The organism is uncultured Corynebacterium sp. (genome assembly GCF_945649885.1).
GTDB lineage: Bacteria > Actinomycetota > Actinomycetes > Mycobacteriales > Mycobacteriaceae > Corynebacterium.
Genome location: NZ_CALZFS010000076.1, coordinates 1 through 13,544 on the forward strand (window position 1 = coordinate 1; position 13,544 = coordinate 13,544).

Annotated in this window: 6 protein-coding genes and 1 pseudogene; all 7 read left to right on the top strand. The window is 59.1% G+C overall.

All coding sequences use genetic code 11. The features are described 5' to 3' along the window. A pseudogene (gene smc / locus Q0M74_RS09110) lies at nucleotides 1–3,374 on the top strand (chromosome segregation protein SMC); the annotation flags it as partial. Nucleotides 3,375–3,624: 250 nt separating this feature from the next. Continuing rightward, the gene (locus Q0M74_RS09115) at nucleotides 3,625–7,005 is read left to right on the top strand and encodes a hypothetical protein (protein ID WP_293953621.1); all 3,381 of its coding nucleotides are present in this window, start codon (nucleotides 3,625–3,627) and stop codon (nucleotides 7,003–7,005) included. 168 nt (nucleotides 7,006–7,173) lie between these two features. Beyond that, nucleotides 7,174–7,596 (top strand): NUDIX domain-containing protein, encoded by a 423-nt coding sequence (locus Q0M74_RS09120; RefSeq protein ID WP_293953623.1) that lies wholly within the window; start codon nucleotides 7,174–7,176, stop codon nucleotides 7,594–7,596. 95 nt (nucleotides 7,597–7,691) lie between these two features. After that, a complete protein-coding gene (ftsY, locus tag Q0M74_RS09125; RefSeq protein ID WP_293953625.1) occupies nucleotides 7,692–9,536 on the top strand; it encodes a signal recognition particle-docking protein FtsY in 1,845 nt (614 codons plus the stop codon). Between the two features lie 403 nt (nucleotides 9,537–9,939). Continuing rightward, entirely contained in the window at nucleotides 9,940–11,256 is a 1,317-nt protein-coding gene (locus tag Q0M74_RS09130; RefSeq protein WP_293953627.1) for an ammonium transporter, read from the top strand. Between the two features lie 109 nt (nucleotides 11,257–11,365). Further along, the gene (gene glnK / locus Q0M74_RS09135; RefSeq protein WP_293953629.1) at nucleotides 11,366–11,704 is read left to right on the top strand and encodes a P-II family nitrogen regulator GlnK; all 339 of its coding nucleotides are present in this window, start codon (nucleotides 11,366–11,368) and stop codon (nucleotides 11,702–11,704) included. 35 nt (nucleotides 11,705–11,739) lie between these two features. Beyond that, the coding region (locus Q0M74_RS09140) for a [protein-PII] uridylyltransferase (protein ID WP_293953630.1) at nucleotides 11,740–13,544 on the top strand (1,805 nt) is incomplete at its 3' end.

Below are 13,544 nucleotides of genomic sequence, written 5' to 3' on the forward strand. Positions count from 1 at the left end.
GGCGGCAAGATGGAGGATGTCATCTTCGCCGGAGCAGGGGATCGCAAGCCCCTGGGCCGGGCAGAGGTCACACTGACCATCGACAATTCTGATGGTGCACTACCCATTGACTACACCGAGGTGTCTGTCACCCGGCGCATGTTTCGTGATGGTGCCAGTGAATATGAGATCAATGGTTCCAGAGCCAGACTCATGGATATCCAGGAGCTGTTGTCAGATTCCGGTATCGGCCGGGAGATGCACATCATGGTCGGCCAGGGAAAACTGGCTGAGATCCTGGAATCACGCCCTGAGGAGCGCCGCGCCTATATCGAAGAGGCCGCGGGCGTGCTCAAACACCGGCGTCGTAAAGAAAAAGCCCAGCGTAAGCTCCAGGGCATGCAGGTCAACCTTGACCGGTTGATGGACCTTACTGAGGAACTGCGCAAGCAGCTCAAACCCCTGGCACGCCAGGCAGAGGCTGCTCAGCGTGCTGCCACTGTGCAGGCGGACCTGCGTGATGCGCGTTTCCAGCTGGCGGGTTTTGAGATCGTTCAGCTCTCCAAGAAGCTGGAAACCTCCACTGAACGCGAGAAGATGATCCGCGATCAGACCGAGACAGCCAGGGAACAGCTGGAGGAGACCTCCATCGCGCAGGCTGACCTGGAGATGGAATTGGCGCAGGTCACGCCCTTGGCGGAGGCCGCCCAGCAGCTGTGGTTTGATCTCTCCTCATTAGCGGAGCGTGTTTCTGCCACCTTGCGTATTGCCACGGACCGCGCGAATTCCGGAGCGTTGGATACCGCCTATTCCGGCCATGATCCAGATGAGTTGCTGCAGCGCGCAGAAGAAGCTGATCAGGAACTAGAGGAGCTGGAAACCCAGGTGGAGATGGCCAGTGAACGGCTCAACTCCATCCGGGAGGAAGCCGAGATCAAAGCCGATGAAGCCCGCGAAGCTGAGCGGGAACACCTGGCGCAGGTCCGTGCCATTGCGGATCGTCGTGAAGGTATTGTGCGCCTGCTGGCCAGTGAGGACTCCCTGCGCACCCAGCTGGAGTCAGCAGAAGCTGATGTGTCGCTCATGGGTGAGCAATTGGAGGAATTTACCACCCGCATCCTGGAGGTAGAAGGTGAACTTCTGCTGGCCAGGCAACAACAGGCGGAGATCTCCATGGAACGTGCACCACTGGAGGCAGCCCACCACCAGACACAGCAGGAAGCCCAGGCAGCCGAGACCCGTCTGGAGGAACTGCGTGGGCAGCGCAGCACATTGGAACGCGAAGTCTCCGGTCTGGAATCACGCATTGAGACCCTGGGGCAGAACCGCCCGCGTTCCTCAGCAGAAGATATTGTTGACTACCCACAGCTGGCCAGCTTCCTCCATGGGGACAAAGACGTGCATAAGGCACTGTCAGCGGCACTGGGGCCACACGCCGAGGCACTGGCCGGGGAGCTGAATCACGGGGTCGTCGACAAGCTCATAGGAGCAGGTGTCCCACGCACCGTCATCATTGCTGATCGCGGGGCGGACGATGTGGACAATGCCTGGCGCCTGGATACCAACCTTCCTACCGGCACCACCTGGTTGCTGGACCATATGTCATTGGATCCCCGGGTGGCAGCCCCCATCAACCGGTTGCTTGCCGACGTGGTGCTTGTCAAAGACACGGCCACCGCCCACGCTGTGGTCAGCGATGACCCACGCCTGCGTGCCGTCACCCGGGAGGGTGTCCTAGTCGGCTCCGGCTGGATCGAACTGGGATCTGGCATCTCCACCGTGGAAATCACCGCCCAGATCGACACAGCACGTGAAGTCCTGAACCAGACCTTGGAAAAACTCAACAACATCGCAGGAACCTTCGAGGGTGCACGCCTGGCAGCAGAACACACCCGTGTGGATGCAGCAGCCCGTAAAGCAGCACTACGCGAACTCGACATCGCCTTAGATAACACCGTCCGCGACCTCACCCGTCTGGACAAACAACATCAGGCAGCAGCAGGCGAACATCAACGTCACACCCAACGCTTGACCGCAGCAGAACAACGTCGCGAAGAACTTCGCACCCAATTAGCAGAGATCATGGACCGCCTCTCCCGGGTGGAGGAGGAGCATCAAACAGAAGAACCCTCCACCCAGGCCCGCGACACCGCCACAACAGCCCTCAACCAGATCCGTGCCATGGAGATGGAGGCACGCCTGAGCCTGCGCACTGCGGAGGAGCGCGCCGGGCAATCCCGGGGCAGGGGAGATGGTTTCCGCAGGCAGGCAGAACACGAACGTCAGGCGAAACTCCGCCATGAGCAGGCGATGGAATCCCGTCGGCGTCGGGCAGATCTGGCTGCCACAGTCCAGCGGGGTGCGCGCAATGTGGCTGAGCGGGTGTCTGCCGCCCTGGTCCGTGCCGCAGCTGAGCGCGATGCCCGTAACCAGGAGAAGGCCGCACTGACCGGGCAGTTGGCCCGGGCCAAGGATGCCGTGAGTGCGGCCCGCCATCAGGTGGATCGCCTCAGCGATAACGCCCATGCCATGGAACTAGCCCGCAGCCAGGCACAGGTCCGCATGGAGGAATCCGTGGCGAAAATCACCGAGCAACTGGGCATTCCGGTGGCCGAACTCCTGAACGACTACACACCCGATGAGAACTTTGATGAGCAGTTCCAGCGGGCACGGTTGAAGCAGGCAGAAAAGGACCTCACAGCACTGGGCAAGGTCAATCCACTGGCACTGGAGGAGTTCAGGGCACTGGAGGAGCGCTATGAATTCCTTTCCACCCAGCTCAATGATGTGGAGCAAGCCAGGGCTGATCTCAATGGTGTCATTGAGGATGTGGATGCCAAGATCCTCCAGCTGTTCACGGATGCCTGGCATGACGTGGAACGGGAATTCCCCAAGGTATTCAACACGCTCTTCCCGGGCGGTGAGGGACGTCTGATTCTGACGGATCCGGATGATCTGTTGGCCACCGGCATTGAGTTGGAGGCGCGTCCACCAGGCAAGAAGGTCAAGCGTCTGTCGCTGCTGTCTGGTGGTGAGAAGTCACTAACGGCTCTGGCCCTGCTGGTGGCGATTTTCCGAGCCCGCCCCAGCCCCTTCTACGTGATGGATGAGGTGGAGGCAGCCCTTGATGATGTGAACCTGCGACGCCTCATCGCCCTGTTTGAGGAACTGCGTCTGGACTCCCAGCTGATTGTGATCACCCACCAGAAGCCGACCATGGATGTGCCAATGTGCTCTATGGTATGACCATGCGTGGCGATGGTGTCACCCGGGTGATCAGTCAGCGAATGGAACCGGCAGAGAAGATGCCGATCACAGGTGGGGATAGTGCCTCTGGCCTTGATGCGGACACTGCTGGGGATCCGGTGGATTCTTTGCCTGCAACGGTGGAATAACACCCCCGTGGTGAACATCAGTGGTGCTGCTGTGCTGTATCAACGACGTAGCTGGCAGACACTGCGGAGCTAACCTTTTGCATCAACTGTGGGGTTGGTTACTCGTTGTTGATGATTAGCCAGGGAGGCGGCACTCCTGGCAGGTGGGACCGTGCTGACGTGGGGTAGGGTGAAAAGGCATTTCAATGACCATACGATGGTCATTGTCGGTTTCAATTTTGGGACGCGGTTACGCGGGGAGAGTGTATACATGCCTGGTGGCATTGCCGATTTCAATGATTCTTTGCTCGGATGGGCATCACAGACTGAGCTGGAACTGACCCAGCGCCTGAACGGAGTGGAGTACTTCGCCAAGGCACAGCTGCGCAGTGACGAACTTGAGCGCATTGACCGCTTCTATGGCACCTTCTTGTCCCGCCAGTTGGCGGCAGGAGCCGACATGGCAGAACTGTTGGAGATGACCCCGGGACTCACCGTGGCCACCCTGGTGTCCCGTGCGGCGCAGATCGTTGATCCACAAGACTTCTTCGGGGAGTATTTCGGTGGTCTAGGTCTGGAACCGGCACACGCCACGGTTCTGGAAGAAGGCGTGGAGAAACTCCTGGCCAAGACCGGCCTGGCACTACCTGCAGAGCCGGCAACCCCGATTGAGATTCTCTCCCTTCACTGTGGAATCACCGGTAGAGAAGTGGCACCGGTCCTGACTGAGGTTGAGGCCGGCACCACTGATTACCCCTTCATGTTTGATGCCGTCATGCGTCTGGCACCGGAGTGGGCAGAAGAACTGCTCAGTGGAATCAAAAAGCTCTGCACCTTTGCGGAAACCCATCCCACCTCCTGGCCTGACCGCGAACGCGAGAGTGCCCTGCCGAACATGGTGGATGAACTCTTCGTCGCAGAGCTGCGGGAGCGTCCCCTTGGTACCGTTGACCGTGAAAACGCCGTGGGTGTGGCCCTGCGTGAGCTGCGTCCCCGCCTGGTGCTGGATGCTGAACGGCGCAAGGTCTGTCTGCGTCTTCCAGAACAGCGTGTCAACGATGGTGAAGTTTCCTGGCGTGTGAGCCTGGAGGGCACCACCCGCATCTACAACACCAGCCGCGCCTGGGGTGAGACCTCCGGTTACTCCGAGGCACTTGATGTGACCCTGGAACGCCAGATCCGTGAGACCACCGTCACCGACACCACCAACCAGATCACCTGGGTGGTCCCGGTTGTTGATTTCAACGATCCAGTCCTGGTGTTCTCCTCACGTGGTGAGAACCTCACCGATAAGCTGTCACTGCACCACCAGGAGATCTATGTCCTGGCACCGACAGAATCTGCCTTGGAAGACATCGTCACAGGCGAGCCGATCCCGGTTCTGGACTCCTTCGAGGTTGAGGGCTGGACCTCATGGACCTGTTTCCGCGTGGATGCCCGTTCCCTGGCATCTCTGAAGGTGAACAAGGAGATTCGCTGCATTGACCCACGCCGTCGTGTGGCTTTCCACCACCCGCACCAGGCCCTGATCCCACACGTTCGTTCCACCACCGGCCTGCCGGTGTACGCGGAATCGCTTGTGGCGGAATTCCCACCGACTTTGAGTGGCCGTGATGAGACCTGGATGCTGTCGATCTCTGCCTTTGCAGGTGTGGGCAGCGCCGGTGATGAGATTGCCGATCCTGAGCCTTTAGAAGTCCCTGCTGAAGGTGGAGTGTTTTACATCTTCGACCCGGAGGCTTATGACGCCCCCTGGGTGGGGGAATACCTGGTTCGCCTGCGTGGACCACGTAATGAATCCTTCCGTCATGAATTCTCCATCGTGGAGGGCATGACCACCGAACTGGAGATGGTCGGAGCAGACAGCTCCTTCCGTATTCCGACCACCACGGGCCTGTCTGAGGCAACCATCCGCGTGCGTTCCGGTGAGAAGCACTTCACGGCAGAACCGCGCCTGGTCGGTGTGGGCGCCACCAACCCCAACGCCAGCTTTGTGGTCACCACCGATGAGGGTGACCAGATGCCACTGCGTTTTGTGCCACCACAGATCGCCATCGAACTACCCCTGGTCACCGAACCACCGATGTGGCGTGTCACCCGTACTGTCTGCCGTCCCCGTGACCTGGATGGTTCCGGAGAGCTGCGCATCCGCACCGGTGTGAATGTGGGCGATCCCCGCATCAGTGTGCGTAACCACCATGGTTCACCACTGCGCACCATCAAGATGAGCACTCCGGATAATGGACGCACCTGGGTTGCCCCGATGAAGGAAGTCGCCGCCAGCACGCTCGTCGTGCCACGCGGTTCCATTGAATTCGAATGGACCGAGCTGCGCGCTGACCGTCGACTCAGCGTGACCATCGCTGTTCTGGACAAGATCGAACACTGCACCGGCATCACCATCGAAGGCAATGAGCTTGTCTTCGAGGAACTGGCTGCGGGACGCAAGTTGGGTGCCTGGATCTGGCCGACCACCGCACCGTGGGTCCGTGCTGTTGAGGTACCGGTCACCAGTGATCGCGTGGAGCTTCCAGAAGGTCTCGTGGGAGCCGGTTCACTCCTGGTGCAATTGCACACCGCTGATCCCTTCACCACTCTGCTGACCCCACTGTCCCCGGGCACCACCGCGGTGACTGTGGAGCAGGAGGGCTACTATGCCAACCAGGCTGAGGAATTCGCCCAGCTTTCCGCCTTCTTCGGTGGGGCGGTGGAAGAACCTCCCGTATCTGAAGCAGTTGTTCCAGCACTGTGGGACGTTTCCCACATCTGGTCGGAACAGGGCAACACAGAGCACCTGCCGGTGGTTCACACCGCCCTGCGTGCCCACCCTGCTGCAGCCCTGAAGGGCCTGTCGGCATCGCTGGTTCCTGCACATGCACTGCCTGGCAAGGTCATCTCCTCCGGCCTGGCGGCATCTGCGTTCGCCACGGACACCCCCGCTACGGAGATCCACCGTACTGCCTGGATCGGTACCCTCCAGCTGCTCGGCGCACTTCCGGGTGCTTTCAAGGAAGCAGAAGAGGTGGGTAATCGCACTCCGTTGCTACCGATCCTCAGCCAGCTGGAAGAAGTGGCGGGCAAGAATATCCTCTCCGCACTGGCAACCGGACGCGACTCCACCCTGGATTCTGCGTGTGTTGACCAGTCAACCGTGGCAATCGCCAGCATGAATGAAGCCCAGCAGGCTGCACTGCTGGAGATGTTCTTCAGCAGTGCTGACATCGTCCCCGGCCCGCTGATGGCGGATAATACCCGCCTCATGGCTGTGTTCGAAACCTTCAAGAAGCGTGAGCAGCTCAATGCTGTTCTCCAGTCTGAAGGCTTGATGAAGACCGCTGTGGACCTGCTGCGCGCCATGCGTGGAACCCAACGTCAGCTGTACTCCTCAGCACGCATCCGCTTTGACAAGCTTGACGGCGTGGACACCGACAAGCCGGAGAACATGTGGGCCCTGACCCCGGTGGTCTCCCTGGTCTTCGCCCTGTGTTCCCGTCTGCATGCCCATGACCTGATCGGCAAGACCCGCACTCTTGACCGTGCATCCGGTGGGTGGGGACGTATCGCAGACCTGGTTCCCGACCTGGTCACCGGTGACCTGATCTCTGCTGAAGCCATGGTTCTCGGCGTGACCAACCCGGGACTGGTGGACTAGTTTTCTGCGGTTTTCCTAGAGAAACAAGGAGGACCCCTGGCAGACACCGCAAAATTGTGTTCGTCAGGGGCCCCTTTTTCTAAGGTCCGCCCCGTAAGTTCCATGTCAGGTAGTCACCACAGCACATGGGCTATGTGCTGTGGAGCAGGGCTGTGGAAAACTGGCTTCATGAATATCGAAGTGGAGAGCCAGAAAGTCGTTTGTTATGTGGTCCACCGAACCAGACTTTTAGTGTTCAGTCATGAAGATCCCCTGGCCGGCGTGCAGGTTCCGGCTGGAACCATTGAGCTGGGGGAGGACCCTGCAGAGGCTGCTGTCCGGGAGACCTTTGAGGAGACCACCCTTCATGCCCGGGTGGTGAGAAAACTCGGTGTGATGGACTATGATTTCCGACCCGCGAAACCTGAGCGTGCCCACCGTCATTATTTTCTCATGGAGCTGATTGATCAGGATCCACCGGAACGGTGGATCGCCGGTGATCCTTTTCCTTCAGATGGTGGGGAACCGCCGGTGTGGACCTGCTGGTGGGTGCCACTTCAACGTGGGCATGTGCTGTCGGCGGGCTTCGGTCAGGCACTCGGGCGTCTCTGAGGCAATCGTGGATGTGGGACACCAGGAGCCCCAAAAATGTGGAAAATCCTGGGCTGGCGGTGTGCGCCAGGAAGAAACCTGCCACTATAGAAGGCATGGATGCGACTTTTTGGATTATAGGACTAGTAGTCCTCGCTATTCTGGCGATCATCATCTTGTTGATCGTTGGTAAAAAACGAGGTGAATCAAAGACAGTCAGTTTTGAAAAACCGGCTGAGGAAGAGAAGAAACAGCTCACCCAGCAGGAGAGGTCTGGCAATTATCAGGCACAGGGTGGATTCAGTTTCGCTCCGGCCAAGCCGGCTGAGGAAAAGGAACCGGTTCTTCGGGATGACCAGAAGCTGCCCGGCCAGGAGGAGAAGAAGCTCACTGAGCCGACTCCGATTATTCCGGCACCGATCCCAACTCCGGAACCACCGGTAGAGAAGGATCCGGTTGTGACACCGGAGCCACCTCAGAAGCCAGAGGAGGGTAAGGAACCTGAGGCTACTCAGGTGCCTGCTGCGGAAACCACCCCGATTCCTGTTGCAGAGCCTGTTGAACAGACCCCGGTGACCCCTGTCGCTAAGCCTGCTGCAGAAAAGTCTGTGGAGAAGGAAACCGACGCGTTCCCGGCACAGGATCCTGTTGCTAAGCCAGTTGCTCAGCCTTTTTCCGAGCCAACCGCAGTTCCGAATTCTGCACCAGAACCTGTGACACAGGATAGGGCCACCAAGGACGTTGTAGAGCCTGAGACTTCTTCTGAGGCCGTACCGGAGGAGATCACTGAAGATACCGCTGAGGTCCTCGAGGAAGCTCCAGAAGAGCCAATCGAAGAAGCGGTTGAGGGACCAGCTACACAATCAGTAACGGCACCTGCTGGGGAAGAAACCCCGGCTGAAGCCACTGTGGTGGAAGAAGAAGCTGTCGAGGCTGCAGAAGCAGCACAGGTGACCGCTGAATTTGCTGAGGCTGCCCGTGAGCAGACCCCGGTTCCAGAAACTGCACCGGAACCTGCTGCACAGCCACTGGATGATATTGCGCCAGCCGCTGGTCGTATCGGTAAGCTACGTGGCCGCCTGTCACGTTCCCAGAATGTCTTCGGCAAGTCCGTCCTGGGTATCCTCACCGCTGGTGACCTGGATGAAGATTCCTGGGAAGACATCGAGGCCATGCTCATCAAGGCTGACCTGGGTGCCACGATCACCCTGCGCGTGGTTGATGAACTGCGCGACAAGATCGCAGCGCACGGTGTGTCCAGCGAGGCTGAGGCACGCGCCATGCTGCGTCAGACGCTTATCGACGCCTGCCGCCCCGATCTTGATCGCTCCATCCGGGCTATGCCATTCGAAGGTAAGCCGGCAGTTGTTCTCGTTGTCGGTGTCAACGGCACAGGTAAGACCACCACCACCGGCAAGCTTGCCCGTGTCTTGGTGTCCATGGGGCACAAGGTTCTGCTTGGTGCTGCCGATACCTTCCGTGCCGCAGCAGCAGATCAGCTGGAAACCTGGGGACGCCGCGTCGGTGCCACCACCGTGCGTGGTGCGGAGGGGGCAGACCCGGCATCTGTTGCCTTTGATGCTGTAGCCACCGGTGTGGCTGAGCAGGCTGATGTGGTTCTGGTTGATACCGCAGGCCGTTTGCACACCTCCACCGGTCTGATGGACCAGCTGGGCAAGGTTAAACGCGTTGTGGAGAAGAAGGCTCCAGTTGATGAGGTCCTGCTGGTTCTTGATGCCACTGTCGGCCAGAACGGCATGCAGCAGGCACGTATCTTCCGTGATGTCGTGGACATCACCGGTGTGGTCCTGACCAAGTTGGATGGTACGGCCAAGGGTGGCATCGTCTTCCAGGTCCAGGAGGAACTCGGTGTGCCAGTAAAACTGGTTGGTCTTGGCGAGGGCGCAGATGACCTCGCCCCATTTGAGGTCGAAGGTTTCGTGGACGCACTGCTTGGCTGAGGACTGTCTGCAAGCTGGAAAATAACCCGGTGTACCTGTGCCAAGGGCAATGTCCTCTCATGTACAGGGCACCGGGTGTTTGCGTTCCAGGATGTTCCCACTGGTCAGGAATATGGCAGGGATAACCCCGTATCACCCCCGGTGGCGGAGATGGTGAGCCCCTGAAGAAAATACCTGTTGAGCTATAGATTTGGCCCCTGTCGGGGCCGTTTCTTTTGCTCGCACAATTCTATAGATCTATTGAAACTTCTTTCTATAGGTCTATAGTTAAGGGTGGAAATGAGTTGCTGGCCAGCGCGAACCACTCCAGAGTGAAACTGTGAGGTTCAGACACATCTCCACCTGTACCGCGGTCTTAACAAATATCCCTTTTCCCTTCCCTGCCCCAAGGAGGCCGTTAATCATGACCACTGAGCAGATAACAACAGATTCAGGACATGCCGCGTGGATGTTGATATCCGCCTCGCTTGTCCTCCTCATGACCCCGGCACTGGCACTGTTTTACGGAGGGATGTCCCGGCAGAAATCAGTCCTCAACATGATGATGATGTCTTTTGGCACACTCGGAGTGGTGTCCGTGGTCTACATCCTGTGGGGTTGGTCCATGTCCTATGGAACCCAGTCACTGGCCGGTATCGTGGCCAACCCGCTGGAATTTCTCGGATTGAGAAACGCGGTGACTGATGCGGAAGGCCACTACATTCAAGGCACTGCCGGTTACGCCAATGTCATCGACATCGGTTTCCAACTCACTTTCGCGGTGATCTCCACAGCATTGATCTCCGGTGCCCTGGCAGAACGCGTGAAGTTCTCCACCTGGATGGTCTTCACCGCCCTGTGGTCCACCCTGGTCTACTTCCCACTGGCACACATGGTGTGGGGTGGAGGACTGCTGGCCCATGGTGATGTTGGTATCGCGGCCTGGATCTTCGGTGTGACCGGTGGGGAAGCCACCATCGCACCCATCGACTTCGCCGGCGGCACCGTGGTACATATCTCCGCAGGCACCGCAGCACTGGTTTTGGCTGTGATGATCGGAAAGCGGCGAACCTTCCCCACTGTGGCGGCACGGCCCCACAACCTTCCGCTTGTCATGCTGGGAGCAGCCCTACTGTGGTTCGGGTGGTTTGGTTTCAATGGTGGCTCAGCATTTGCCGCTGATGGTCTGGCAGGACTTGCCTGGCTCAACACCACCGCAGCAACAGCAGCAGCCATGCTCGGCTGGCTGGCGGTCGAACGTCTTCGTGATGGACACGCCACCTCCCTGGGAGCGGCATCCGGAGTGGTGGCAGGACTGGTCACCATCACACCGGCCGCAGGGGCACTAACCCCGGTGACCTCATTGATCGTCGGGATCATCGGTGGTGGATTGGCCTGCCTGGGTGTAGGCCTGAAGTACCGATTCAATGTCGATGATTCCCTGGATGTGGTCGGTATTCACCTGGTTGCCGGACTGTGGGGCACCATCGGTGTCGGACTGTTGGCCACAGAGACCGGCTGGTTCACCGGTGGCGGTATGTATGGCTTTAAACTCTTTATCATCCAGATCGTCATTGCGGTGACAGCCATGGTCTTTGCCGGAGTGATCACCGCGGCCATCACCTGGGTTCTTAAGGCCACCATGGGCTGGAGAATCGATGATGACCGGGAACAGCGTGGTATTGACCTAGCTGAACACGGTGAATCGGCTTATGACACCATGGGGCCGGAAATTCGTTAGATTCGACGGTAACCCCGGGAACAGATGACGGGGGAGTGATGTCCCAGGCATCGCCTCCCGCTGAGTACCACCAGCAGTAACCACACCGAAAACTTCAGGAGCACAGAACATGAAACTGATCACCGCCATTGTTAAGCCCTTCACCCTGACCGACGTCAAGGAAGCCCTCGAACAGATTGGTGTGCAGGGCATGACCGTCACGGAGACCCAGGGCTTCGGCCAACAGAAGGGGCACACCGAGGTTTACCGCGGGGCGGAATACGCCGTGGATTTTGTGCCCAAGGTCAAGATTGAGGTTGTGGTGGCAGATGCCCAGCTCGATGAGGTCATTGACACCATCGTGAATACGGCACGCACCGGCAAGATGGGCGACGGCAAGATCTGGGTCACCACTGTTGAGCAACTCATCCGGGTGCGCACCGGTGAGCACGGCGAGGACGCACTATAAAACCCCACGACCACTCGCAGAGACCACACCCTTTCATGAATAATCCCCTCCGGCTACGCCAGGAGGCGGAAAGTTCCGCCCTGGCACTGTTGGGTTCACTGACCCTGCCACCTGGAACAGCCCTGGCTGCCACAGGTTCACTCGCGCGTGGAGAGATGACCCCGTATTCAGATATTGATCTGATCCTCATTCACCCGGCTGATCAGGAACCAGAAGGGGTGGAGGATCTCTGGTACTCGATCTGGGATGCCAAAAAGCGCCTGGACTACTCAGTACGCACCCCTCAGGAGTGCGTGGATATGATCTCTGCAGATTCCACCGCAGCCCTGGCCATGCTGGACCTACGATTCATCGGTGGCGATGAAAAACTCTTTGAATCAGCCCGGACCCGGATCCTCACTAGGTGGCGAAGCGAGCTGCATAAGAACTTCAACGCCGTGGTAGATACCGCGATTGCCCGCTGGCGACGTTCCGGGCCCCTGATGGCTATGACTCGTCCTGACCTGAAGCACGGCAGGGGAGGGCTGCGGGATCATGAATTGATCAAGGCGTTGGCTCTGGGCAACCTCGCCAACCGGCCGCGGTTGGAGCAACAGCACCAGCTGTTGCTGGATGTGCGTACCCTCCTGCATGTTCACGCCCGCAGATCCAGGGATGTTTTAGACCCTGAGTTCGCAGTGGATGTGGCACTGGACCTGGGTTACACGGACCGTTATCACCTCGGTAGAAAGATTGCCGATGCTGCCCGCGCCATCGATGACGCCCTCAATGAGGCGCTTGCCACTGCCCGGGGACTTCTTCCCAGGCGCACCGGCTTTGGTTACCGCACCGCACAGCGCCGCCCCCTTGATCTGGATGTGGTGGATAACTTCGGCACCATCGGACTGGCGCGCAATGCTGATCTGAGTGATCCGGCTCTCCCGCTCCGGGTCGCGGCTGCCGCTGCTAAAACAGGACTCCCCGTTGCCGAAGCCATGTGGAATCGGCTCACCACTTGTCCGTCACCACCTGATCCCTGGCCAGCAGCTATCGCAGGTGACTTCTTCCGTGTGCTCTCCAGCCCGGAGCATTCACGACGGGTGATCACACAGATGGACCGCCATGGTCTGTGGGTGCGATACGTCCCTGAATGGGACCGCATCCGTGGTCTCATGCCACGTGAACCCAGCCATGTGTCCACCATCGATGAACACAGCCTCAACACCGTGGCCAACTGTGCGCTGGAAACCGTCGCTGTCGCCCGACCTGATCTGCTGCTTTTAGGTGCGCTCTATCATGATATCGGCAAGGGCACCCCGCGTCCGCATGAGCAGGTCGGCGCCGAAATGGTGGCTCGCACCGCACACCGCATGGGATTGAATCTCCGTGATCGTGCCTGCGTGCAGACTCTGGTGGCGGAACACACCACGATCGCCCGCCTGGTCAGACACATGGATCCCGAATCCGAGGAAGCGGTGGATCTTCTCCTGGATGCGGTGCGATATGACCTGGTCACCCTCAACCTGCTTGAGGTACTCACCGAAGCCGATGCCAAAGCCACCGGCCCCGGCGTGTGGACCCCGATGCTGGAGCGCGCCTTGAAGATCCTCTGCTCCCGGGCGCGCACCAGGCTTATCGACCTCCGACCCACCCCTCCCATGGTCGCACCCCGGGAGGTGATCGGTCTGCAGACACGACAGGGCAGACCCACTATCTACTGGCATGGCACAGACCTGCGCCACATCATGAGCGTGATTGCGGTCAAGGGCTGGATGATTGATTCTGGCAGGATGGTGAACAACGGTATCTGGCACTGCGAATTTGATGTCCGGGCTCACGGGCCGCAGGATTTCGATCCGCA